At 70.0% G+C, this 24049-nt stretch carries 25 protein-coding genes; 4 read left to right on the top strand and 21 right to left on the bottom strand.

Annotated features, from left to right (window positions below):
• Window positions 1-365: 365 nt before the first annotated feature.
• Complete coding sequence (locus KHC19_RS15315; protein ID WP_213353240.1) at window positions 366-1604, top strand: MFS transporter; 1239 nt, start codon at window positions 366-368, stop codon at window positions 1602-1604.
• A 264-nt stretch (window positions 1605-1868) separates the two neighbouring features.
• A complete protein-coding gene (locus tag KHC19_RS15310; protein ID WP_213353239.1) occupies window positions 1869-2351 on the top strand; it encodes a hypothetical protein in 483 nt (160 codons plus the stop codon).
• A 300-nt stretch (window positions 2352-2651) separates the two neighbouring features.
• Here the strand turns inward: KHC19_RS15310 and KHC19_RS15305 are convergent, their stop codons facing one another.
• The 18 genes from KHC19_RS15305 to KHC19_RS15220 form a co-directional block, all read right to left on the bottom strand.
• Entirely contained in the window at window positions 2652-4439 is a 1788-nt protein-coding gene (locus KHC19_RS15305; RefSeq protein ID WP_246548937.1) for a tetratricopeptide repeat protein, read from the bottom strand.
• A gap of 274 nt (window positions 4440-4713) precedes the next feature.
• Window positions 4714-5127 (bottom strand): phage holin family protein, encoded by a 414-nt coding sequence (locus KHC19_RS15300; RefSeq protein WP_213353238.1) that lies wholly within the window; start codon window positions 5125-5127, stop codon window positions 4714-4716.
• The gene (locus KHC19_RS15295) at window positions 5127-5474 is read right to left on the bottom strand and encodes a DUF883 family protein (RefSeq protein ID WP_213353237.1); all 348 of its coding nucleotides are present in this window, start codon (window positions 5472-5474) and stop codon (window positions 5127-5129) included. The genes KHC19_RS15300 and KHC19_RS15295 overlap by 1 nt, the downstream gene beginning before the upstream one ends.
• 75 nt (window positions 5475-5549) lie before the next feature.
• Window positions 5550-6263, bottom strand: coding sequence for a tRNA (guanine(46)-N(7))-methyltransferase TrmB (gene trmB / locus KHC19_RS15290; protein WP_213353236.1), 714 nt, complete (start codon window positions 6261-6263; stop codon window positions 5550-5552).
• A gap of 166 nt (window positions 6264-6429) precedes the next feature.
• The gene (gene metK, locus KHC19_RS15285; RefSeq protein ID WP_213353235.1) at window positions 6430-7623 is read right to left on the bottom strand and encodes a methionine adenosyltransferase; all 1194 of its coding nucleotides are present in this window, start codon (window positions 7621-7623) and stop codon (window positions 6430-6432) included.
• Window positions 7624-7755: 132 nt separating this feature from the next.
• A complete protein-coding gene (locus tag KHC19_RS15280; protein ID WP_213353234.1) occupies window positions 7756-8163 on the bottom strand; it encodes a helix-turn-helix domain-containing protein in 408 nt (135 codons plus the stop codon).
• A 104-nt stretch (window positions 8164-8267) separates the two neighbouring features.
• Window positions 8268-9950 (bottom strand): apolipoprotein N-acyltransferase, encoded by a 1683-nt coding sequence (gene lnt / locus KHC19_RS15275; RefSeq protein ID WP_213353233.1) that lies wholly within the window; start codon window positions 9948-9950, stop codon window positions 8268-8270.
• A complete protein-coding gene (locus tag KHC19_RS15270; RefSeq protein ID WP_417281959.1) occupies window positions 9940-11079 on the bottom strand; it encodes a hemolysin family protein in 1140 nt (379 codons plus the stop codon). Before KHC19_RS15270 ends, lnt begins: the two co-directional genes overlap by 11 nt.
• A gap of 87 nt (window positions 11080-11166) precedes the next feature.
• Window positions 11167-11685, bottom strand: a complete 519-nt coding sequence (gene ybeY, locus KHC19_RS15265) for an rRNA maturation RNase YbeY (protein WP_213353231.1) — start codon at window positions 11683-11685, stop codon at window positions 11167-11169.
• Window positions 11682-12800, bottom strand: coding sequence for a PhoH family protein (locus KHC19_RS15260; protein WP_378295869.1), 1119 nt, complete (start codon window positions 12798-12800; stop codon window positions 11682-11684). Before KHC19_RS15260 ends, ybeY begins: the two co-directional genes overlap by 4 nt.
• Window positions 12801-12838: 38 nt before the next feature.
• A complete protein-coding gene (gene miaB / locus KHC19_RS15255) occupies window positions 12839-14332 on the bottom strand; it encodes a tRNA (N6-isopentenyl adenosine(37)-C2)-methylthiotransferase MiaB (RefSeq protein WP_213353229.1) in 1494 nt (497 codons plus the stop codon).
• 229 nt (window positions 14333-14561) lie between these two features.
• Window positions 14562-15326: a lyso-ornithine lipid O-acyltransferase gene (olsA, locus tag KHC19_RS15250; RefSeq protein ID WP_213353228.1), complete on the bottom strand. Its 765-nt coding sequence runs from the start codon at window positions 15324-15326 to the stop codon at window positions 14562-14564.
• 3 nt (window positions 15327-15329) lie between these two features.
• Entirely contained in the window at window positions 15330-15761 is a 432-nt protein-coding gene (locus KHC19_RS15245; protein WP_213353227.1) for a Fur family transcriptional regulator, read from the bottom strand.
• Between the two features lie 148 nt (window positions 15762-15909).
• Complete coding sequence (rimI, locus tag KHC19_RS15240; protein WP_213353226.1) at window positions 15910-16407, bottom strand: ribosomal protein S18-alanine N-acetyltransferase; 498 nt, start codon at window positions 16405-16407, stop codon at window positions 15910-15912.
• Between the two features lie 34 nt (window positions 16408-16441).
• Window positions 16442-17125 carry a tRNA (adenosine(37)-N6)-threonylcarbamoyltransferase complex dimerization subunit type 1 TsaB gene (gene tsaB, locus KHC19_RS15235; protein ID WP_213353225.1) on the bottom strand — a complete coding sequence of 228 codons (684 nt, stop codon included), beginning with the start codon at window positions 17123-17125 and terminating at the stop codon, window positions 16442-16444.
• A gap of 156 nt (window positions 17126-17281) precedes the next feature.
• Complete coding sequence (locus KHC19_RS15230; RefSeq protein ID WP_213353224.1) at window positions 17282-17836, bottom strand: NifU family protein; 555 nt, start codon at window positions 17834-17836, stop codon at window positions 17282-17284.
• 69 nt (window positions 17837-17905) lie between these two features.
• On the bottom strand, window positions 17906-18736 hold the full coding sequence (locus KHC19_RS15225) for a hypothetical protein (protein ID WP_213353223.1): 831 nt from the start codon (window positions 18734-18736) through the stop codon (window positions 17906-17908).
• 45 nt (window positions 18737-18781) lie between these two features.
• On the bottom strand, window positions 18782-19279 hold the full coding sequence (locus KHC19_RS15220; protein WP_213353222.1) for a universal stress protein: 498 nt from the start codon (window positions 19277-19279) through the stop codon (window positions 18782-18784).
• 297 nt (window positions 19280-19576) lie between these two features.
• Here KHC19_RS15220 and KHC19_RS15215 point away from each other — a divergent pair, with 297 nt between their 5' ends.
• The gene (locus tag KHC19_RS15215) at window positions 19577-20650 is read left to right on the top strand and encodes a catalase family peroxidase (RefSeq protein WP_378295873.1); all 1074 of its coding nucleotides are present in this window, start codon (window positions 19577-19579) and stop codon (window positions 20648-20650) included.
• 11 nt (window positions 20651-20661) lie between these two features.
• A complete protein-coding gene (locus KHC19_RS15210) occupies window positions 20662-21228 on the top strand; it encodes a cytochrome b (protein WP_213353221.1) in 567 nt (188 codons plus the stop codon).
• 933 nt (window positions 21229-22161) lie between these two features.
• Here the strand turns inward: KHC19_RS15210 and KHC19_RS15205 are convergent.
• From KHC19_RS15205 to KHC19_RS15195, 3 genes are all read right to left on the bottom strand, one after another.
• Entirely contained in the window at window positions 22162-22884 is a 723-nt protein-coding gene (locus KHC19_RS15205) for a CarD family transcriptional regulator (protein WP_378295875.1), read from the bottom strand.
• A gap of 251 nt (window positions 22885-23135) precedes the next feature.
• Window positions 23136-23471 (bottom strand): ferredoxin FdxA, encoded by a 336-nt coding sequence (gene fdxA / locus KHC19_RS15200; RefSeq protein WP_213353219.1) that lies wholly within the window; start codon window positions 23469-23471, stop codon window positions 23136-23138.
• A gap of 242 nt (window positions 23472-23713) precedes the next feature.
• Window positions 23714-24046, bottom strand: a complete 333-nt coding sequence (locus KHC19_RS15195) for an RNA-binding S4 domain-containing protein (protein ID WP_213353218.1) — start codon at window positions 24044-24046, stop codon at window positions 23714-23716.
• Between the last annotated feature and the right edge of the window lie 3 nt (window positions 24047-24049).

Raw genomic sequence — 24049 nt, 5'->3', positions numbered from 1 at the left:
CCGTCCCGCCCGCCTGCGGCCACCGGCGCAAGCCACCCGCCGGCAGGCGGAGGCCATGCGGGGCGCATCGCGCGGCATGGCGGCTTCGGGACGGTGACGCCAGCCGGGAAGGACTGTCGGACGCACCGAGCCATCCCACACCTTGGCCGCGCCGGCAAATGCGACCTTCGCCGGTCGGAGCGCTTTATCGCCTCGCCCGCACAGGGCCGCGAACCGCCGTGGATTGGCGGCACGACACGGATTCGAGCTGGTGGGGCAATCGCGATCCATCTATTTTGCTGATGACCGACCGGAAAATTATTCGTTTCTATCGCCCGCGACAGGGCTGTAATTTGCGCCTTCCCCTTCATCGCCGGGATGATCGCATGTCCGCCTCCCCGTCTCCCGCTGCCGGCATGACGCATCGCGCGCCGCTCATCATCGTGCTGTGCGGCTGCCTGATCGCCATGCTCACCTTCGGGCCGCGCGCGTCTTCCGGCATCTTCCTGCTGCCGATGACGCATGAATTCGGCTGGGGGCGCGACACGTTCGGCCTCGCCATCGCCATCCAGAACCTGCTCTGGGGCCTCGGCACCCCCTTCGCCGGCGCCATCGCCGACCGCTTCGGCGTCGCCCGCGTGCTGTGCGCCGGCGCGCTGCTCTATGCCGCCGGCCTCGCGCTGATGGCCTATGCCTCGACGCCGGGTCTGCTGCATCTCTCCGCCGGCGTCATCGTCGGCTTCGGCCTGTCGGGCTGCTCCTTCAACATCGTGCTCGCCGCCTTCGGCAAGATGCTGCCGGATCGCTGGCGGCCCATGGCTTTCGGCGCCGGCACGGCGGCGGGCTCCTTCGGCCAGTTCCTGTTCCCGCCGCTCGCCGCCGGGCTGATCGGCAGCGTCGGCTGGCAGGAGACGCTGATCGTCTTCGGCGGCGCCATGCTGATGGTGATGCCGCTGGCCGTGGCGCTGATGAGCCCCGCGCGGGTGGCGGTCGCCAGCGCCGAGCCGAAGCAGACTATTCGAGCCGCGCTCGGCCAGGCCTTCCGCCATCCGAGCTATGTGTTCCTGGTGCTGGGTTTCTTCACCTGCGGCTTCCAGCTCGCCTTCGTCACCACCCATCTGCCGGCCTATCTCACCGATCGCGGCCTCTCCATCACCATCGGCGGCTGGACGCTGGCGGTGATCGGCCTTGCGAACATGGTCGGCTCGCTCTCCTCGGGCTGGCTGTCGGCCCGCGTCTCGCGCCGGCTGCTGCTGGCGTGGATCTATTTCGCCCGCGGCGTCGTCATCATCGCCTTCATCCTGCTGCCGGCGAGCCCCGTCACCTCCATCGGCTTCGGCATCGCCATCGGGCTGTTGTGGCTGTCCACCGTGCCGCCGACCTCCGGCCTCGTCATGCTGATGTTCGGCACCCGCTATCTCGCCATGCTCTATGGCTTCGCCTTCTTCAGCCATCAGGTCGGCGGCTTCCTCGGCGTGTGGCTGGGCGGTCTGCTCTATGAGCGGCTCGGTTCCTACGATCTCGTCTGGTGGCTGTCGGTGGCGCTGTCCTTCGCCTCGGCGGTGATCAACCTGCCCATCGTCGAGCGCCCGGTGGCCGAGCGCCGCCACCCCGCCGCCGCCTGAGACGCGCGCCGCCGGGTGCGCCGGCGGGGTCGCGTTGGCGAGCTGTTAACCATCGCCGGCACATGCTGGCCCGGTGCGTGGCACGGGTGCGGCGAGGTCGGCGACCGGGACGGCGTAGCAATCCTGCAACAGGTCGGACGCTGCGTGACCCCTTGCGGTGCCCGGTTCCGGCCGGGCCCTTGCGGGATCCGGCCCTTGCGACGCATCGTGACGCGACGGTTCTCCCGGGGCTTGGGGGCACCTTATCGGATGGGAAGGCTTCGGATGCGGATCACCACCGTTCTGCTGTCGGCTGCGGCGCTGGCCGCCGGCGCCGCCGGAATGTCGTCGGTCGCTTCGGCCGAGACGCTGTCGCCGCAGGCTGCCGAGCGCTTCGTGATGGGGCGCACCTTTTCCTACAGCTGCTATGAGGGCACGGTCGGTTCCGGCCGGGTGCTGAAGGATGGCTCGGTGGCCGGCACCATCCAGGTGCGCGGCAAGGGCAATGCCCGCTACGTCACCCTGCCGCCCGGCACGGTGCGGGCCACGCCAGAGAAGGTGTGTGCCAAGCTGAAGGGCGTCGCCTATCAGCCCTGTTTCGAGCTCGAGAAGACGGCGGCGGATTCCTTCCGCGGCAATCTCGCCGGCTTCGACCAGATGTGGTGCGAGTTCAAGCGCGGCGGCAGCGGCCGCACCCGCCTGGTCGAGCGTTCGCGCAACGGCTCGGCCGGCAGCACCAAGACGGCGCAGATCGACAGCGTCCACTGAGCGCCCCGGCCACGCCGAGGGTTTCGGCCCCCCGAGGGGTGATGGCCCCTGCGCGCCCCATGTCCGCCGGCCTGCCGCGCCGGCGAGGCCCCGCCGGCGGCGGGCGTCCCGAGCGGGACTCCGCTCCCGACATACTTCCCTCGCCACGTCGCGGCCCGGCGGTCCCCGCCCCGGGGCTGCTTCCGCCTGCCCTTCGCCCTTCCCGACATGATTTCGCCGGCCAGAGGGCTGGCCGGCGAAACATGAGTCTCGGTGAAAACGGCCGCGCCGGGCGGACCGTGCGGGGGAGGGTGGGCCCGATCAGCCGCCCTGGCCGGCCGGCTTCTCGGCGGCCGGCGGAGCGACGGGCTTCTCCGTCGTCGCGTTGTTCTGCGCCGCCTCGGTCTTCTGCGCCTCGTCGAGCCCGACGGCGATCTTGCGCTCGATCTTGGCGAGGTCGGCCGGCTCGGGGTTGAGGTCGCGGGCGTGGTTCCACTTGAACCGCGCCTCCAGGTGCCGCCCGACCTTCCAATAGGCGTCGCCGAGATGATCGTTGATCACCGCCTCGTTCGGCTTCAGCTCGACGGCGCGTTCGAGCTCGCGCACCGCGTCGTCATATTTGCCGATGCGGTAATAGGCCCAGCCGAGGCTGTCGATGAAATAGCCGTCATCCGGCCGGAGCGTCACCGCCTTGCGGATCATCTCCATGCCCTCGTCGAGGTTCACGCCCTGGTCGATCCAGGAATAGCCGAGATAGTTCAGCACATGCGGCTGGTCGGGGCGCAGCTCCAGCGCCTTCTTCAGGTCGGCCTCGGATTTGGCCCACTGCTTGGTGCGCTCGTAGCCGATGCCGCGGAAGTAGAACAGCATCCAGTTCTTGTCGGTCGGCGTGCCGATATGGTCGATCGCCTTGGTGTAGACCTCGACCGACTTCTCGAACTGCTCGTTGGCGCGCAGCACGTCGCCGAGCGCCATCATGGCGCGCAGGTCCTTGGGGTTGCGGGCGAGCGCCTCTTCCAGCGTCTTCTCCGCCTCGTCCTTCTGGCCGGCGGCGTTCAGGTTGATGCCGAGCTGGATGTCGGCATTCAGCTTCAGCGGCGAATCCGCCGGTACGGCGCGGAACAGCGCGATCGCCTCGTCATGCTTGTTGAGGCTCTCGAACAGGTCGGCCAGCGTCACCTCGATCAGCGGATGCGACGGGTCGAGCCAGCGGCCGAGCTGGAGATAGACCATGGCGAGGTCCTCGCCGCCCTGGCGGCCGAGCGCGGCGCCCAGCCCGTACATCACCTCGGCGGCCCCGGCCTGCGGGGTGTCGATGAGCGGCGGCAGGGTCTTGCCGGCGTCGAGTTGCGCCATCGCCCGCGCGACCAGCGGGTCGTCCGGCGCCACCTTGTCATAGGCCTCGTAGGTCTCGACGGCGAGCTTCTTGTTGCCGCTGCGCGAGGCCCAGCGGGCATAGGCGTCGACCACGCGCAGCGAGCGCGGATCCACCTTCAGCGCCTGTTCGAGGCGCTGGCCGGCTTCCTTGCGCTGGCCGGCGGCGTCGAGGATCAGCCCGGCATGCAGCGCCTTGAAGCCCTGATACCATTCCGGCCCCTGCAGCGCGTCGATGGCGGCGACCGCCTGCCGGGCATTGCCGGAGCCGAACTGCGCCCAGGCGCTGAGCAGGGTCGAGTTGAGCTCGGCGATGGCGCCGTCGCCGGCCCGCCGCAGATTGGAGCGGGCGGTGACATATTGCTTGGTCTTGATCGCCTTGACGCCGAGCACCAGCCGGGCGAGCGAATGCTCCGGGTCGATGCGCACGATGCGCTGGGCGAGCTCCACCGCCTCGTCGATCGAGCCGTCGGCGAGCAGGGTGAGGAAGGCGCGTTCCAGGATCTCGCCGTTGCGGGGGAACACCTTCACCAGCGCCCGGTAATAGGCGGCGGCGGCGCCGGTATCGCGCTCGGCGAGGGCGAGGCGGGCGGCGAGATAATTGCCGGCCGGAGAGGAGCGGGCGATCAGCGCCGCCGACGGCGCTTCGGCCTTGGCCGCATGCGCCCCGCCAAGGGCCGTAAGCAGGGCGAGTACGGCCACACCCGGCCGCAGCGACGAGCGACGAAACGTCAAATCCAGAACCTCCAGCGGCGAAGCTTGGTCAGCCGCGACCGAACGGGCAGCCGACAACCCAGATTGCCACCAAATCGTTACCCAACTGGCTACGTGCAAGCCGGCTACCCGCAAAGGGCCGCCTGCAAGATAGCTGCTAACCGACGTGACCCCTTGCCCGGGCGAAGACCCGGGCAGCCCCACATGCCTGCGGGCAGATTGTTCCTTTTTCCCCGGTCCTGCAAGGACAGGCGGGGAGCGGAATCAGCCTGCGACACGCACGAAACCGAGAGTTTCAGATGCGTCGGCCAAGAATAAGGCCGACGATCGCCGCAACTGCGGCGATCCCCACCACCGTCTGGGCGGCGAAGGGCGGGCGGGGCGGCGGAGCCAGCGGGTCCACAGGGCGATTCGCCGCTGCCCGCAGGCCGGCCAGCGGCAGGCCGGGCGTCCGCGCCGGGGCCTTGAGCCGGGCATAGGCGACGATCAGCAGCACGATGCCCGCCAGCAGCGCGAGCGCGGCGATCAGCAGCGCCGCCACCAGCGGGTCATAGGCCTCGGCCAGCGCGATGAACAGCGCCGCCATCAGCGCGAACAGCGCGCCGCAGAGTAGCAGCGCGCCGAGGAGCAGCAGCAGCCCGGTCGTCGCGGCGCGGCGCAGCGCGAAGTTGACCTCGGCGCCGACGAGACCGAACAGCAGCTTGAGCATTACCGGCTCCGCGAGATGAGGCCGAAGACGAATCCGATGCCGAGCGCCGCCACCACGGCGGCGAAGGGATTGCGCTCGATGGCGCCGCTGGCGTCGCGGCAGAGCGCCGAGGCGCAGGCCCTGGCGTCCTCGACGGCGGCCGCTCCCTCGTCCAGCAGGCCGGCCGCGGTGGCTTCCGCCTGCGCCTTGCCGCTGCGCACCTTCTCCCGCACGGTTTCCGCCGCGGCGGCGCCTTCCTGCTTGGCGAGGGTGGCCAGCGATTCGGCGAGCTTGGCGACATCCTCGCGCAGGGCGGCCAGATCGGCGGTGAGCTTGGAGAAGTCTTCCTGCGGATTCGGATCGGCCATCCCTGTCTCCTGTGCCATGCCATTGTGCTGGACGACAACGCCGACGGGCCGTTGCGGTTCCACCTTATGCGGTAATCAGATGCGCCGGAACTCGTAATAGCCGGGCGTGCGCCCCTCGCGCAGCGCCTTGGCCTCGTAGCGGGTGCCCGGCCAGCCGGCGAAGGGGCGCCGCCAGTCGTCGGCGACGCGCGCGGTCCAGTCGAAGCGGGCATCGGCGATGAGATGGCGCAGCGTCCAGGCGGCATAGTCCTCGACATCGGTGGCGAAGCGGAAATGCCCGCCCGGCGCCAGCAGGCGCGCGAAGCGATCGAGGTTGTCGGGCCGCACGAAGCGGCGCTTCCAGTGCCGGCGCTTCGGCCAGGGATCGGGATAGAGCAGGTCGATCTGCTCCAGCGCCCCGGCCGGCAGCCTGTCCAGCAATGGCACCACGTCGTCGCCATGGAGCCGCACATTGGCGAGGCCGGCCTCGACGATGCCGGCCGTGGCCTTGGCGACGCCGTTCACGAAGGCTTCGGCGCCGATAAAGCCGATGCCGGGATGCCGCGCCGCCTCGGCCAGCAGGTGCTCGCCGCCGCCGAAGCCGATCTCCAGCCGGATCGAGGTCACCGGCACCGGGAACAGCGCGTGGAGGTCGTCGCCGAGCGTGGCGAGGTCGAGCTGCAGCCGCGGCAGCTCCTGCGCGAGGTGCTGGCTCTGGAGGGCGCGCAGCGGCTTGCCCTTGCGCCGGCCGTAGAAGCCGGTGCCGGGCGCCGCGGCATCGCGGGCGTGCTCGTCGTCCGCGCTGGTCATGGGGCGTCACCGAAAATGAAGCGGGGCGGACCCGCAGATCCGCCCCGCATTAAGATCAGGAAGCAAAAGGCGCAAGCCGGAAGCCCGCGTGGCCAAGTCCCAGCGGCCAAGTCTCGGCAGCCAAGCCTCGCCGGCTCCGTCCTGCCGGCTCTAGCGGCGCGCCGGCTCAGGCCACGGCGGCGCGGATCGCCGCCGCGAGGTCGGTGCGCTCCCAGGAGAAGCCGCCATCCTCTTCCGGCGCCCGGCCGAAATGGCCGTAGGCGGCGGTGCGGGCATAGATCGGCTTGTTCAGCTCGAGATGCTCGCGAATGCCACGCGGGCGCAGGTTCATCACCTCGCGCAGCACCTTTTCGAGCTTCGCCTCGTCGACTTCGCCGGTGCCGTGCAGGTCGACATAGACCGCGAGCGGATCGGAGACGCCGATGGCGTAGGCGAGCTGGATGGTGCAGCGCTGGGCGAGCTCCGCCGCCACCACGTTCTTGGCGAGGTAGCGCGCGGCATAGGCGGCCGAGCGGTCCACCTTGGTCGGGTCCTTGCCGGAGAAGGCGCCGCCGCCATGCGGGGCCGCGCCGCCATAGGTGTCGACGATGATCTTGCGGCCGGTGAGGCCGCAATCGCCGTCCGGCCCGCCGATGACGAACTTGCCGGTCGGGTTGACGTGCCAGACGGTGCCGTTGGTGATCCAGCTCTCGGGGAGCGCCGCGCGGATATAGGGCTCGACGATGTTGCGCACGTCGTGCGACGACAGGTCGGCGTCGAGATGCTGGGTCGAGAGCACGATCTGCGTCACCTCGACCGGCTTGCCGCCCTCATAGCGCACGCTCACCTGGCTCTTGGCGTCGGGGCCGAGCACCGAGCTCTCGCCGGAATGACGGGCATTGGCCAGCACCTTGAGGATGCGGTGGGCGTAGTAGATCGGCGCCGGCATCAGCTCCGGCGTCTCGCGGCAGGCATAGCCGAACATGATGCCCTGATCGCCGGCGCCTTCATCCTTGTTGCCGGCGGAATCGACGCCCTGGGCGATGTCGACGGACTGGGCGTGCAGCAGCACCTCGATGTCGGCGTCTTCCCAGTGGAAGCCGTCCTGCTCGTAGCCGATGTCCTTGATGGCGAGGCGGGCGATATGGGAGATGAAGTCGCGGGTGAGGGTCGCCGGGCCGCGGGTCTCGCCGGCGATGACCACGCGGTTGGTGGTGGCCAGCGTCTCGCAGGCGACGCGCAGATGCCCCGGATCCCAGCCGAGCTTCGGGCCCTCGCGGAAGAAGGCATCGACCACTTCGTCGGAAATGCGGTCGCAGACCTTGTCGGGATGACCTTCGGAAACGGATTCGCTGGTAAAGATATAGTCTTGTCGGGACACGCCTCGGCTCCTCATCTCACCACCGGCGCGGCGAAGACGTCCGGCTGCCCCTTTCTCGCAACAGCGATCTGGCAGGTCAAGTTTTCCGGTCGGATTTGTTCGGAAAAACGAACAGGGCGGGCCGCCCGCCGATCAGCCTTCGCCCTGGTCGGCGAGGGTTTCCACGAGGTCGACGATCCGCCGGCGCACCTTGGGATCGCTGATGCGGGTGAAGGCGCGGGTGAGGGCGAGGCCTTCGGAGGTGGCGAGAAAATCGGCGACATAGGCCGGCGAGGCTTCCTCGGCGAGGCCGGTCGCGGCGCCGACCGGGTTGGGCGCGCCTTCGAAGAAGAAGGCCACCGGCACGCCGAGCACGCTGGAGATGTGCTGCAGGCGGCTGGCGCCGATGCGGTTGGTGCCCTTCTCGTATTTCTGGATCTGCTGGAAAGTAATGCCCAAGCTTTCCCCCAACCGCTCCTGACTCATGTTGATCATCATCCGGCGCATGCGCACGCGGCTGCCAACATGCTTGTCGATTGGGTTGGGAGACTTCTTGGTCATCGGCTTCCCCGATTGGGACAAAAAAATACCTTCCCAACCTTCGCAGGCAGGGAAAGCGCAACCATCAAGTCAGCTAGTCTAGGCAAACTAGGCGCACGCGTCGATCAATCTCCGCGTGTATATCCTCGCTGCGATGCAAAGGCGAGTAGCAGACACAAGGCGAGGAGGGCATTGGATACAGAATTGCCGATACTTGCATAAATGGTTTGCGGGAGGGCTTGCGGCAGTGCGCCGTCAAGCACGCCGCGCACACCTAGCGGTAGCATGCCGACCACGCGACCGACCGGATCGACGATGGCGGAAATGCCGTTATTGGTGGCGCGCACCAAAGGAAGGCCTTCCTCGATCGCTCGCATCCGGGCCTGCTCGAAATGCTGGAATGGCCCGGGGGTTTCACCAAACCAGGCGTCATTACTGACGTTCAGCAGCAGGCCTTGACGGGGTCGATCATAGGATTTGCTTGCCGATACAATTTCGGATGGGAATATTGCTTCGTAACATATCAACGGCAAAGCCGGGGGCAATCCCGAAATTTCCATCGGCTGGCGGGCCTGCGCCGCCGAAAATCCACCGCGCACCCGGGTGAGCTGCTGCAGGCCGAGCGCCTCCAGCGTTTCCTGGAACGGTAGATATTCGCCGAACGGAACGAGGTGCACCTTGTCGGCGGTGGCGATGGTCCGCGCCTGCGAATCGAGCGCCAGCAGGCTGTTATAGACCGCCGGCGGGCGCCCGCTTGGCCGCTCCTCCAGCCGGCCGGCGCCGGTGACCAGCGTCGTGCCGGCGGGCAGCATGCCGCGCAGCCGCGCCAGCGCCTCCGGCTCGCGTTCGAGGAAGAAGGGAAACGCCGATTCCGGCCAGAACAGATGCGTGATGCCGTCGAGGCCCCCGGCGCTCTCGCTGGTGGCGACGTAAAGGTCCATGACGTCGCGGCGGGCGTCGTAGCGGAACTTCTGGTCCTGCGGCAGGTCGGGCTGCATGAGGCGCAGCTTCACCCCCGGTACCGTGCCGACCTCGACATGGGCGAGGCGCCAGGCGCCGCCGATCCACAGGCCCGCCAGCACCACGGCGGCGGCGAGCGGCGGGCCGAGGCGCCGCCAGGCCGAGCGCGCCGGATCCAGCAGCGCCGCCGGGCTGGCGAGGCAGGCGAGGGTGACGAGGCACAGCCCGGAAATGCCGAGCACCGAGCTCGCCTGCGCGAAATTCAGGTCGCTGCCGAGCGCATAGCCGAAATTGTTCCAGGGGAAGCCGGTCAGCAGCGTGCCGCGCAACCATTCGGCGAGCGTCATGATCGCGGCGAAGCCGAGAAAGCGCGCCGGCCCGCGCGGCCAGACCAGCATGCAGGCGGCGGCGCCGAGCCCGGTATAGAGGGCGAGATAGGCCGGCAGCCCCAGCACCGCGAAGGGCATCAGCCAGGCGAAATCGTCCGCCTGCACCAGGAAGGCGGCGCCGATCCACCACAGGCCGGCGACGAAATAGCCCATGCCGAAGCACCAGCCGAGGCCGAAGGCCGGCCGCAACGCCAGGCGCGCCGGCTTGTGGCGCGCCCGCACCCCGTCGAGCAGCAGCACCAGCACCGGCAGGGTCAGCGCCATCAGCGGCCACAGGTCGAAGGGCGGCATCGCCAGCGCCGAGACGGCGCCGGCGGCCAGCGCGATGAGCGCCCGCCATCCATAGGGGCCGTCCCGCAGCACGGCGGTCAGGCGTCCTGCCGGACCCGGCCGGGCCGCGTCGGCGGCCGGGCGGTCCGTCGGGCCCGCCGAGCCGGCGGGCAGCGGATCACGCCGCATCGGGCCCGCGCAGCGCCGTGCGAGGATCGCCGGGCGGCTGCGCCGGCGGCGGCAGGCTGGCGGAGGCGGTGGCGCGTTCCGCCGGCTCGGCCTCGCGCGGCGGCTGGCCGTTGCCGCGGGCCAGCGAGATGCGCAGCCGCTTGACGCGGCGCGGATCGGCGTCGAGCACCTCGATCTCGAAATGACCGGGGCCGGAGACGATCTCGCCGCGCACCGGCACGCGGCCGGCCAGCGTCACCAGGAGCCCGCCCAGCGTGTCGACCTCCTCGGCCTCCTCGCCGGTGGCGAAGGCGGGATCGACCATCTCGGCCACCTCGTCGAGGCCGGCGCGGGCATCGGCGATATAGCTGCCGTCCGGCTGGCGGGCGATCATCGGCGCCTCGTCGTCGTCGTGCTCGTCCTCGATGTCGCCGACGATCTCCTCGACGAGATCCTCCATCGAGACGATGCCGTCGGTGCCGCCATATTCGTCGATGACGAGGGCGAGATGGATGCGGCTCGCCTGCATGCTGGCGAGCAGCTCGATCGTCGGCATGGACGGGGGCACGAACAGCAGCCGGCGGATCAGCCGCGCGGCGCTGAGCGAAGCGGAAAGATCGATGGCCTTCAGGTTGAAGGCCAGCGCCGGCTTGCCGTCCCCAGTCCTGCCATCCCCCGTCCTGCCGTCGCCCGGCTGGGATGTCGTCTCCCGTGCCCCGCCGAGCGCGGCGGGCGGGCGCGAGGACATGGCCCGCTGGGTCAGGTAGGTGACGAGATCGCGGATGTGCACCATGCCCACCGGATCGTCGAGCGTGTCGTCATAGACCACGAGGCGGGAATGGCCGGCCTCGGCGAACACCGCCAGCAATTCGCCGAGCGAGATGTCCTTCTGCACCGCGACGATGTCCGCGCGCGGCACCATGAGATCGCCCACCCGCCGCTCGCGCAGCTCTAGGATGCTTTTCAGCATCGCCCGCTCGCTCGTGGACAGATCGGCGGTGAAATCGGCGTTGGACGCCAGCGCCTCGACCAGATCGGTGCGCAGCGAGCCGGTGGTGCGCCAGCCGCCGATCAGGTGGCGCAGCCGGTCGAGCAATCCCCCCCGTCCCTCGCCGGCGCGCGGCTCGGCGGGAAGCGGGGCGGGGCTCATACTTGGCCCGGTACTTGGCCCGGTACTTGGCCCATCGCTGGCGTCGGCGGGGGGCGGCGTCTTGGAGGTAGGGTCGGACATGGCCTTCTAGCGGGTTTGATGAACGGGTTCGGTCTCGGCATAGGGATCGGCGATGCCGAGGCCGGACAGGATCCGCCGCTCCATCGCTTCCATCTCCTCGGCCTCGTCCGGCGTCTCGTGGTCGAAGCCGAGCAGATGCAGCATGCCGTGAACGGCGAGATGCGTCAGGTGGTCGTCGAAGCTCTTCTCCTCGGCGGCCGCCTCGCGGGCGACGGTTTCATAGGCGATGGCGATGTCGCCCAGATGGGGTTCGCCGGCCTCCCGCGCCACCTGCGGCGTGGGGAATGATAGCACGTTTGTCGCCTTGTCCTTGGAGCGCCAGTCGCGATTGAGCGTGCGGATGCCGGCGTCGTCGGTCAGCATCACCGCCACCTCGCCGGCCTCGATGCCGAGATCGTAGTCCTGCGTGGCGCCGGCATGGGCGGCGCGGATCGCCTGCGTCACCCGCTCGGCGGCGCCGGGCTGCGCCGACCACGGATCCGCCGTCGCCAGCACGTCGACCTCGATGGGCGAGGCCTCGCTCATCGCGGCGGCTCCGCCGCGGGTGTCGGCGCCACCTCCACGGCCGGCGCCGGCGCGGCGGCCCGGCGAATGGCCGCCGCCTTGCCGTCATAGGCGGCGACGATGCGGCCCACCAGTTCGTGGCGCACCACGTCGGAAGCCTCGAAATGGCACACCTCGACGCCCTCGACGTCCTTCAGCAGCGCCACCGCCTCGCCGAGGCCCGACACCTGGCCGGGCGGCAGGTCGATCTGGCTGGGGTCGCCGGTGACGATCATGTGCGAGTTCTCGCCCAGGCGGGTGAGGAACATCTTCATCTGCATCGAGGTGGTGTTCTGCGCCTCGTCGAGGATGACGCAGGCATTGGCCAGCGTGCGCCCGCGCATGAAGGCCAGCGGCGCGATCTCGATCTCGCCGGAGGTCAGCGCCCGCTCGACGAAGTTGCGGTCCATCAGGTCGTGCAGCGCGTCGTAGATCGGGCGCAGATAGGGGTCGACCTTCTCCTTCATGTCGCCGGGCAGGAAGCCGAGCCGCTCGCCCGCCTCCACCGCCGGGCGCGACAGGATCAGCTTGTCCACCACCCGCCGCTCCAGCAGGTGCACCGCATAGGCCACCGCCAGCCAGGTCTTGCCGGTGCCGGCCGGGCCAACGCCGAACACCAGCGTCTGCCGCTTCAGCGCGCGGATATAGGCGTCCTGCGCCAGCGTGCGGGCGCGCACCGGGCGGCGGCGCAGCTGGATCTCGTCGAAGCTCTGCTTCTTGGTCGCCGGGTCGAAATCGAACAGGAAGCCCTGCGAGGCCGCCTCGCGCAGCACGCCCTCGACATCGCCGGGGGCGATCTCGCCGCCCTTCTTCAGCCGGGCATAGAGCGTCTCCAGCACATGGCGCGCCTGGTCGCAGGCCTCGCGCGGGCCTTCGAGGGTGACATGGTTGCCGCGCTGCTCGGCGACGATGTCGAGCCGCCGCTCGATGGTGGCGAGGTTCTGGCCGTAATGGCCGAACAGCAGGCTCGCCAGCCGGTTGTCGTCGAAGGCAAGCACGATCTGGTTCGACGCCTCGGCGTCGGGGGTCAGCCAGCGGGCCGCCGAGGCGGCCTGTGGTGTCGCCCCGCTCCCGCGCGTCCCCGTACGGGGCGCCACCAGCGTCCGATCCGTGTCCGATCCCCCACGCCGCACCATCACGCCTCCAGCTTTTCGCCCTGCCCCACCTGATTCGCGCCGGTCGGCAGGCCGTCGGGCCAGAATTCGCCCGCGACGATGTCGCCGGAAAGACTCTTGGTGCTGACGTCGCGGATCACCACGCTGGCGAGCGTACCGATGGCCTCGCGCGGGGCCAGCACCACTACGGATTGGAGATAGGGCGAGCGCCCGATCAGCTGGCCGGGCAGCCGGCCGGGCTTCTCCAGCAATATGTCGAAGCGCCGGCCGCGGCAGGCGGCGTCGAAGGCCGCCTTCTGCTTGTCCAGCAGCGCCTGCAGCGCATAGATGCGCTCGTTCATCGCCGCCTCGGGCACCTGCTCGCCCAGGGTCGCCGCCGGCGTGCCGGGGCGCGGCGAATATTTGAACGAGAAGGCGCCGGCGAAGCCGACGCGTTCCACGAGATCGAGCGTGTCGGCGAAATCGGCGTCGGTCTCCCCGGGGAAGCCGACGATGAAGTCGGAGGAGAAGGCGATGTCCGGCCGCGCGGCGCGCACCTTCTCCACCAGCTCGAAATAGCTCGCGCGCCCGTGCTTGCGGTTCATCGCCGCCAGGATGCGGTCGGAGCCGGACTGCACCGGCAGGTGCAGATAGGGCATCAGCGCGGGCATGTCGCGATGGGCGGCGATCAGCTCGTCGTCCATGTCGCGCGGGTGGCTGGTGGTGTAGCGGATGCGGGCGATGCCCGGCACCTCGGCGACGCGGGCCATCAGCTCGGCGAGATTGGCGCTGCGGCCCTGCGCGTCGAGGCCGTGATAGGCGTTGACGTTCTGGCCGATCAGCGTCACCTCGCGTACCCCGCCCTCGGCGAGGCGCTTCACCTCGTCGAGAATCTTGGCGAGCGGGCGCGACACCTCGGCGCCGCGCGTATAGGGCACCACGCAGAAGGTGCAGAACTTGTCGCAGCCTTCCTGCACGGTGACGAAGGCGGTCGGCCCGCGCTTGGCGATCGCCTGCCGGGTCGGCGGGGCGAGGAAGTCGAACTTGTCCTCGACCGGGAACTCGGTCTCGACGATGCCACGCGCATTATGGCCGCGCTTCGGAAGGCCCTGCCTTTCCTGCGCCAGCGCCACCAGCTCCGGCAGCTTGTGGTAACTCTGCGGACCGACCACGAGGTCGACCACGCGGGCGCGCTTGATGATCTCGGCGCCCTCGGCCTGGGCGACGCAGCCGGCCACCGCCACCATCGGCGTGCGGCCGGCCTCTTCCTGCGCCACGCGCAGCCGGCCGAGCTCGGAATACACCTTTTCCGCCGCCTTCTCGCGGATATGGCAGGTGTTGAGGATGATCAGGTCGGCGTCATCCGGCGTGTCGGTCTCGACATAGCCTTCCTTGGCCATGGTGTCCGTCATGCGCTGGGCGTCATAGACGTTCATCTGGCAGCCGAAGGACCGGACATAGATCTTGCGCGCGTCGCCCGGCTCGCGCGTCCCGCGCGGCGTCTGGGTTTCACGCGCTTCCTGCGTATCACTCATGGCGTCTCGATCGACCCGCCCCGCCCGGCCTTTGCCGCTGCGGGATCGCTGAAGGTTGAGGACACGGCGCGCGGCTCATGCGCCCGTGGGAAGGCGCCTCCGTTTACCGCCGCTCGTTCCCTGGTCGAGATCGTACACGTCTCCTCGGTCGACACCTTCGACTTGTTTAGCGGGATTCCCGGCAAAAGGAAATGAGCCGCGGCCCGGTTTCCGCCCGCCTGCCGGCCCGTCACGCCGGCCGGGGATTGAGCGCCTCGGCCACCATGGCGCGGGTCGCGGCTTCGGCGCGGCCGGTCGCCGCCTTGCGGTCGGCACCGGCGATCGGCGCGCCGAAGCTGAGCTCGACCTCGATGCCGCCGCGCCGCAGCACTTCCATCAGATGCGGGGCGAGGTCCATGTCGCCGTACCACGCCACCAGCGGGCGCCGGGCGCGGCCGAGCGGCATCCCGCCCTGCGCCACATAGGCGATGGCCAGCGGCTGCAGGGTGGCCGGCCGGCCCTCGGCGCTCGGCCGCGCCGCGCCGACCAGCGCCGAGCGGAACGGCAGCACCCGGTTGCCGTCGCTCGACGTGCCCTCGGCGAACAGCACCACCGGGTCGCCGTCGCCGAGCCGGGCGGCGATCGCCTCGCTCACCCGGCCGGTGGCGGCCCGCGCCTGCCGGTCGACGAAGATGGTGCGCTGCAGCTTGGCGAGCAGGCCGATGCCCGGCCAGCCGGCGACCTCGCTCTTGGCGACGAAGCACAGCGGGAAGCGCGAGCCCAGCACGCAGATGTCCAGCCAGGAGACGTGGTTGGAAAGGATCATCAGCGGCCGCTCGGCCGCCGGGGCGCCGTTCACCCGCACGGTGACGCCGACCAGCGCCAGCACCGCCCGGTGATACAGCACCGGGATCCAGCGCCGGGCGCCGAGATTCAGCTTCACCGCCAGCCACTGTGCGGGAATGCCGGCGAGCGTGATCAGCACGACGGGCACCAGCACGAGCAGGGGGCGCATGGTCTATTTCTTCGGCTTGGAATCGAGCGGGACGCCGTAGAGCTCCAGCCGGTGGCCGACCAGCCGGAAGCCGAGCTTGCGGGCGATCTCCTCCTGCAGGTGCTCGATTTCCTCGGAGCGGAACTCCACCACCGTGCCGTTGCGCAGGTCGATCAGGTGGTCGTGGTGCTCGTCCGGCACCGGCTCGTAGCGCGAGCGGCCGTCGCGGAAGTCGTGGCGCTCGATGATGCCGGCATCCTCGAACAGCTTCACCGTGCGGTAGACGGTGGAGATGGAGATGCGGTCGTCCACCGCCACGGCGCGGCGATGCAGCTCCTCGACGTCGGGGTGGTCCTGCGCGTCGGCGATGACGCGGGCGATCACCCGGCGCTGGTCCGTCATGCGCAGGCCCAGCGTCACGCAGGCCTCCTCGATGGCGGTCGGCTTGTCGGTCATCCCAGCAACGTCTCCCGGGACCGGCCCCGCACAACCGGAAGGCGTGTGCGGCGAGAGCGGGCCCCAACCTCGCAAGTGTCCCGCTGCTTATGGCGCAACCCGTCGGTGGAGGGCAACCGATTCCTCCGGCGCCGTCCCCGGCCGTCTCTCACGTCAGGTCGCGGCGCATGGCGATGGCCGCCACCGGCCGGCCGGCGGCGTCGCGGTAATAGCCCGGCCGGCGGCCGATCTCCCGGAAGCCGGCATGTTCATAGAGGCGCTGCGCCGCCGCATTGCCGTCCTCCACCTCGAGGAACAGCGCGGCGATACCCTCGGCGGCGAGGCGGGCCATGGCCTTCTCCACCAGGGCGCGGCCGATGCCGCCGCCGCGATGGGTGCGCGCCACCGCGATGGACAGGATCTCCATTTCCGGGGCGACGCCATGGGTGAGGATGAAGCCGGTCACCCGCCCGCCCGGGCCGTCGGTTGCCACCAGCGCCCGGCTCAGCCGGTCGGCGATGAGGCGCTCGAATTCCGCCGCCTCCCAGCCGATGCGGAAACTGGCCGCATGCAGCCCGGCCAGCGCCTCGGCATCGGCGGCGCTGGCGGGCCGGAAGGCCGGCGGCGCCCGCCAGGCGCGGGTGATGTCGGTGATCTTCCAGCTCATCGCCGCTGCCCCATTGGCGCGCCGCCTCCCGCGCTCAGCGGCGGGCGATGCGGGCCGCCGTCTGCGGCTTGGCGTCGGCATCGCGCAGATAGAGCGGGCGCGGTTCGGATTTCGCCGGGTCGGCCACCGAGGCGAGGCGTGCCAGCCACACCGGATCGGGAGTGTTGGTGGCGACCACCTCGACCGGCGGCGGCGCCGAGGAGGGCCAGGCGGCGGCCAGCAGCGGCGCGCCGGAGCCCACCAGCCGCGCCGGGCCGCTGGCGACCGCACGCACCGCGTCCTTCAGCGTCACCTGCCGGGCACCCACCATCACCCGGCCGCCGGGGCCGATCATCTGGATGTAGAGATTGTCGTGCCGGGCATCGATGGCGGCCACCACCGGCACGCCGTCATCCGCGGCGAGCGGCGGCGCGGCGAGGGTGGCGAGGGTGGAGATGCCGATCACCGGCCGGCCGGTGGCGAGGCCGAAGCCGCGCGCCGCCGACAGCCCGACCCGCAGCCCGGTGAAGCTGCCCGGCCCCACGGTGACGGCGAACATGCCGATGTCGCCGAAATGGCTGTTGGCCTCGACCATCACCTGGTCGACCATCGGCACCAGCGCCTCGGCATGGCCACGGCTCATCACCTGCGAGGCCCGCGCCAGCGTCACGTCGCGGGCGGCGTCGTGCAGGGCGACGGAACAGGCTTCCAGCGCGGTATCGAGGGCGAGAATCAGCATGACGGCACTATCCTTCGCCTCACCATGCACATGGGCGGACGGCGAGGCAAAGCCCCGCCGGATCTCCTCTCCACAGGCAGCCGGCGTCCTGCCGCCGGCGACGGGGCGCGCCGGCAGCGGCGCCGGCAGGTCCCGGGGAGGCAATATCGCGACGGCTCAGACCGGCCGGACCTCGACCACGTCCGGCACGAAATGCCGCAGCAGGTTCTCGATGCCGTTCTTCAGCGTCGCGGTGGAGGAGGGGCAGCCGGAGCAGGAGCCCTTCATGGCGAGGAACACCACGCCGTCCTTGTAGCCGCGGAAGGTGATGTCGCCGCCGTCATTGGCCACCGCCGGCCGCACGCGGGTGTCGATCAGCTCGCGGATGGTGTCGACGAGGCCGGCATCCTTCTCTTCCCAGAAGGCGTCGTCGTCCCCTTGCGCGTGCTCTTCCGGCAGCACCGGCTGGCCGGAGACGAAATGCTCCATGATGGCGCCGAGGATCGCCGGCTTGAGATGCGCCCATTCGGCGCTGTCCTTGGTGACGGTCACGAAGTCGGAGCCGAAGAACACGCCGGTGACGCCGGGAATGTCGAACAGCTTGGCGGCCAGCGGCGAGCGGGCGGCCTCCTCGGCGTCGCGCGCCTCGAAGGTGCCGGCACCGAGCACGCTGCGGCCGGGCAGGAACTTCAGCGTGGCGGGATTGGGGGTCGGCTCGGTCTGGATGAACATCGGATGCTCCTGGCCTACCGGGGTTCAAGGCCCCGGCGACATGGGTTTGGTACCGTTATAAATAGGCGCTCACCGCCGCCAAAGGAAGCCTCGCAGCCGATCCCATCGGCTCGGCACCGTCTCCGGCGCCGCCAGCATGCGCCCGAGCGGCGAGGAGGGCGGCACCGCCGAGAGGTCGAGCCGGCGCAGCATCTCGTTGTAGAGATGCAGGCATTGCGTCTGCGGCGTGACGAGATCCTCGATGCCCAGCGCCGGGTCGAGCAGCCGGTGCACCTGCGTGTAGTGCAGGGGATAGAACACCTCCGCCGGCAGCGCCTTGCCGTCGACGCCGCATTCCCTGGCCAGCCAGGTGATCGCCCGCGGGCCCAGCACGCCCCAGGGCATGTCCTCGACGCTGGTGGGGCGACCCTGCCGGGCATTCTCCGCGAGCTCGGCCCGCACGTCCGCCGGCAGCCAGGGCGGCACCGCCGGCGGATCGGTGGCCACCTCGTTGAGCGCGCGCAGCAGCGCCGAATCGCGCGGCAGCCGCAGCACCGCGCCGTTGATGTGGATGTCGTCCTCCCAGGCGAACAGGTAGTCCGCCCTCTCCACCGGCTTCAGGCAATAGACGTCGCAATCGACATAGAGGCAGTCGAGGCGCTCCAGCAGCTTGTAGCGGAACACATTGGCGAACAGCGCATGGCTGCCGGTCTCGCGGTGGCGGATGATCCGTTCCGGCGGCACCAGGCGGGCGGCATCGGCGAAGGCGACGCCGGGCGGCAGGTCGTGCGGGCGCTGGTAGCCGTGCAGGGTGACGCGATGGCCGGCCCGCACGAAGGAGGCGAGGCAGGCCCGTGCCACCGGCCCCAGCGCGGGGCCGATCCAGAGGGCGTGTACGGGCAGCAGGGAGCGGGACGGCATGGGGCTTTCCTCGATCGGGCGGGGCAGGCACGGATCGGGAAAGCGTCAGGCCAGGGCGTCGATCTCGAGGTCCGACAGGCCGCCGGGCACGATGGTCGCCGGGATCGGCAGGCCGGCCAGCAGCCCGCCGGCGAGCCCGGCGATCAGCGGTCCCGGCCCTTCGCTGCCGGTGCCGGCGGCCAGCACCAGTATGGCGATGTCCTCGTCGGCCTCGATGATCTTCAGGATCTCGCCGGCCACCTCGCCCTCGCGCACCGCCAGTTCCGGCTCGACGCCGGACAGGTTGCGGGTGCGGGCGGCGAAATGGTCGAGGCGCCCCTGCGCCTTGTCGGTCGCCTCGGCGCGCATGAGATCGGCGACGCCGAGCCATTGGCTCTGCACGTCGGCGAGCTCCAGCACCGCCAGCATCACCACGCCGCCCTGGGTGCGGGCGGCGCGGCGGGCGGCGTAATAGACCGCCCGGTCGCATTCCGGCGTGTCGTCGACGACCACCAGGAATTTCCGGCGATGGCCGGGCTCATGGCTCTGGCGCCTGCGCGGCATGGATCGGTCGCTCCCCCTGCCGGGACGCGCTCCGCCCCGGCCGTTCCTTCTACCACAGCGCGGGACCAAGCGAAGCCGGCGCCGCCATCGGCCGACGGGCGAGGGGGGCGGGTAAAGGCTTCGCGGCAAGGTCGCGCGGCAAGAACCTCGCGGCAAACGCCGCGCGGCGAGAGTCCCGCGCAAGGGCCGTGCGAATGCGCAAGCCGGGTCGTGATCGTGCAAGCCCTGTCACGCGCTTCTGTCTAGAATGGCTCCATCTTCGGCCGGTTGCGGCCGCATCCTTCGGAAGGGCTTCCCATGGCTCAGCTGCCTCCGCCGACGCCGCGCGCCGCGATCGGCTCGCTCGTCCTCATCGCCGGCATCGTCGCCGTGGGTGCCGGCGCCTTCGCCTATACCGGCGGCTTCCTGTCGCCGGAGCGCCTCAGCCCGCAGAAGCTGGTGGGGGCGCTGGCGCCGCCCGGCGGGCCGGCGCTCGGCCACCGGCGCAACCATGCCAAGGGCATCTGCTTCACCGGCGTCTTCCAGTCGAACGGGCAGGGCGCGGCGCTGTCGCGGGCGCCCCAGCTGGCGAAGGGCGATTTCCCGGTGGTCGGCCGCTTCAATCTCGGCACGCCGGACCCGAACGCCCCGGACGCCACCGTGCGGGTGCGCGGCCTCGGCCTGCAGATCACCGCCGGCGGGCAGGTCTGGCGCGCGGCGATGATCGACCCGCCCTTCTTCCCGGTGGCGACGCCCGATGCCTTCTACGCGCTGCTGGAGGCCAGCCATTCCAAGGATCCCGACGCGATGAAGGGCTTCATCGCCGCCCATCCCGAATTCGCCGCCTTCGGGGCGTGGGCGGGCAGCGCGCCGTTCATGGCGAGCTATGCCGAGGATGCGTTCAACAGCCTCAACGCCTTCCTGTTCACCGATGCCGCAGGCACTACCCATGCGGTGCGCTGGTCGTTCAGGCCGCAGGCGCAGCCGGAGCCGCTGAGCCCGGCCGATTTCGCCAAGCTCGGCCCCAACCATCTGGAAACCGAGATCGCCGAGCGGGTGGCCGGCGCGCCGCAACGCTGGACGCTGGTGCTCACCGTCGCCGATCCCGGCGACCCGACCGCCGATCCCAGCAAGGCCTGGCCGGAGGGACGGCGCACGGTGGAGGCCGGCACGCTGGTGGTCGAGAAGATCGAGGCCGAGGCCGACGGCCCCTGCCGCGACATCAATTTCGATCCCACCCTCCTGCCGGACGGCATGGGCGTCTCCGACGACCCGTTCCCGGCGGCGCGCTCGGCCGCCTATGCGCGCTCCTACAATCTGCGCACCGCCGAGTGGAAGGACTACCCCTACCAGGCGCCGGCCGGCGCCGCCCCGCAGCCGAAACAGCCCTGAACGGTGATCCGATGAGCTCCGATTCCGCGCATTTCACCGTCCTCCAGCGCACGCTGCACTGGCTGATGGCGGTCGGCATCCTCGCCATGCTGTTCATCGGCGTCGGCATGGTCTCCACCGTGGCGCCGAAATACCTGCCGCTGGTCGAAACCCACAAGACGCTCGGCATCGCCATATTGGCGCTGGCGCTCATCCGGCTGGCGGTGCGCTTCGTCTACGGCGCGCCGGCGCTGCCGGCCTCGATGCCGGCGCCGATGAAGCTCGCCGCGCATCTCTCGCATTACGGGCTTTACGCGCTGATGATCGGCATGCCGCTGATCGGCTGGGCGATGCTGTCGGCCGGGGCCTATCCCATCGTGCTCTATGGCGGCCTGCGGCTGCCGGCGATCCTGCCGCAGAACGACCAGCTGCATGCGCTGCTGTGGCAGGCGCATGTGTACCTCGCCTTCGCCTTCTTCGCGCTGATCCTCATGCATCTCGCCGCCGCGCTGTTCCACGCCTTCATCCGCCGCGACGGGGTGTTCGAGAGCATGGCGCCGGTGCCCGCCTCCCGCGAGGGCACGACGCCGGCGGAGTGAGCGGGGCCGTGCCCCTCCGGCATGGCCGGCGGGCCAGGTCGAACGGGCCATGGCCTGCGGCTCTTCCTCAGGCCGGCGTGTTCTCCGGGTCAGGCCACCCCGCTCCGTCCGTAGAGGTCGCGGTGCGCGTTGCTCTCTTGCCCGCATGCCGACAGGAGGGGGCTGCGCGACCGCTTTTCCTGGCGGCGTGGCACCATGGTGCGCCGCGGCTCGCTCCCGGTTTCCCACTGCCCGATTCAGCCCCCACGCAAGGGCGCGCCGCCTGCCGAACACCCCGCGCCCACCCCGACGCGGCATCGACGGGCTCCTTCCGCCCGGCGTCCGGTTGACGGACGGCCCGCCTAGCCGGTGCCTTTCCAGCTATCGGCAGCCCGGTTATCGGGGAGCGTGCCGGGAGGAGGCGAAATCTCGCCAAGCGAGGCCGCCCGCGCCCTGTGCTGTTTGATTCCGATTCCCAGTACGCGGCGGACGGCAGCTCCCGCCCGGGCAAGGTTGAGGCCGGCCCGCCCTCTCCCTTCCAATACGATGGCAGCGCCGCCGGCGTGATATCGCAAAATACGCGACCCACCCCGAATGAGCGCTGGATTATCCCGCCCCACCCGACGGGCCGATGCCGGCGCGGCCGTCGGCGAAGCGGCGCTCTCCTCGCCGCGCGGGCCGGCCGCATGCCCCCTCGGCAATCGCTCCCCTCGGCAATCGCCTCCCCCGTCAGCGTCTCGTCCAGCCATAAGCGGGGCGCAGGAGAGAGACCGATGCTCCGCTCCCGGCATCAAGCGTGCGGCTCGCCGCTGCCCGCGCGTCGCCGTGGAACCAAGCCGTCCGCCCGCTTCCATGGTCGCAACCGGCCGACGCTCCGCATCGCCGCACGACGTCCCAAAAGAAAAGCCCGGCGCGAGGCCGGGCTTTCCATGTTCCTGAAAGGTTGCGACGCGCTCAGGCGGCGGCTTCCTCGGTGTCGGTGTCCTCGACGTCCTCGGCTTCGGCTTCCTCGCCCTTGCCCAGGCGACGCGGGCCCTTCTGCAGGTTCGCCTCGATCGCCTTGATCGCCTCGGTCTCGGTCAGGTTGTCCACCGCCGCGAGCTCGCGGGCCATGCGGTCGAGCGCGGCCTCGTAGAGCTGGCGTTCGCTGTAGGACTGCTCGGGCTGAGCGTCGGAGCGGTAGAGGTCGCGCACCACCTCGGAGATGGCGACGATGTCGCCGGAATTGATCTTGGCTTCGTATTCCTGGGCGCGGCGGCTCCACATGGTGCGCTTCACCCGGGCGCGGCCCTTCAGGGTCTCCAGCGCCTTCTTCATCACCGCCGGCTCGGACAATTTGCGCATGCCCACCGAGGCGATCTTCGGCACCGGGACACGGAGCGTCATCTTGTCCTTTTCGAAGTGGATGACGAACAGTTCGAGCTTGAAGCCCGCCACTTCCTGCTCTTCGATCGACGTGATGCGTCCGACGCCATGCGACGGATAGACGATATGCTCGCCCGTCTTGAACCCCTGACGGACGTTGGTGGACGGCTTCTTCGTCGACATGCTGAGCCTGCTCCTGGGTCTCGGTTCTTCGGCACCCGGCCACCTCGGCCGGCTTGCCATCCCGGATCTCTCCGGGCATAAGACACACCCGGCACCGGTGGATACCGGCGCCGTACCATCAGCCGACAACGGAAAATCGGGGGTCCCCGGCACGCGCCAAAGGCGTGTCAGACCAAGCCCTTCATCAATTCCGGGGAGATCGCTCCAAATCGGGAGCGTTGCGCCATGGCAAACCCAATCGACTGCTCGAAAAGGGTTATAGCACAATTTCGCACAGAATCAAAACACTGCCGCAACGCAGCGCGCGTGCGGCTCGCTGCCGCTCGCGGAGCAGAGGCGTCGGGCCGGCGGTCGAAGCGTGCGCGACGCACGCCGTCCGGTCAGTCCTGCTTAGCGGGTTCCGGCGAGAGATACTGTAGCTTGTCGGCTACACCATCCCATTCCTTCGCATCGGGAAGCGGGTCGCGGCGCTCGGTGATGTTGGGCCACACCTTGGCGTAATCCGCGTTCAGCGTCAGCCACTTCTCCAGCCCCGGCTCGGTGTCGGGCTTGATCGCCTCGGCCGGGCATTCCGGCTCGCACACGCCGCAGTCGATGCATTCGTCCGGGTGGATGACCAGGAAGTTCTCGCCCTCGTAGAAACAGTCGACGGGGCACACCGAGACGCAGTCGGTGTACTTGCACTTGATGCAATTGTCCGTCACGACGTAGGGCATTGATCCTATCTCCGTGCGGGACGCGTGATTTACCCGCGGCCCTTACCTAGCGCATGTCCCGCAAAAACCGAAATGCCTTTTGCGAGGAGAGCATGCTCGCCATCCTCCTGCCCGGCATCTGTGCGAAGGCCCGCGGCAGGACGGAGGGAGCATCCGGTCGACGAGCGCTCTAGCCTACCGCTTGTTCCCGCGCAACCATGGCGGAACCGCGCAGGCCGGCGCAGCCCTGTGCGGGGCGAGGGTCAGTCCTGCCGCCGGCGCAGATCTGCCCCAACGTCAGCATCGCCGGCCCCCGACGCCGCCCCGGGTGGCTCGCTGAGGTCCAGATAGGTCTCGCGGGCCGCCTGCGCATCCCCCCGGCGCTCGGAAAATCCGGTCACCTTCAGCAATCGCACCCGGCCGGTGAGCGCCACGGTGAGCACGTCGCCGAGCCGGACCGGCTGGGCGGGCGCGTTCACCCGCGTGCCGTTCAGCCGCACATGGCCGGCGCGAATCAGCTCGGCGGCCACGCTGCGGGTGCGCACGCAGCGCGCATGCCACAGCCAGACATCGAGGCGATGCCGCTCGCCGGCCATGCC

This window comes from Ancylobacter oerskovii, from assembly GCF_018390555.1.
GTDB classification, from domain to species: Bacteria; Pseudomonadota; Alphaproteobacteria; order Rhizobiales; family Xanthobacteraceae; genus Ancylobacter; species Ancylobacter oerskovii.
The sequence above is the reverse complement of the archived record's forward strand: the minus strand, read 5'-3'. Positions and strand labels throughout refer to the sequence as shown.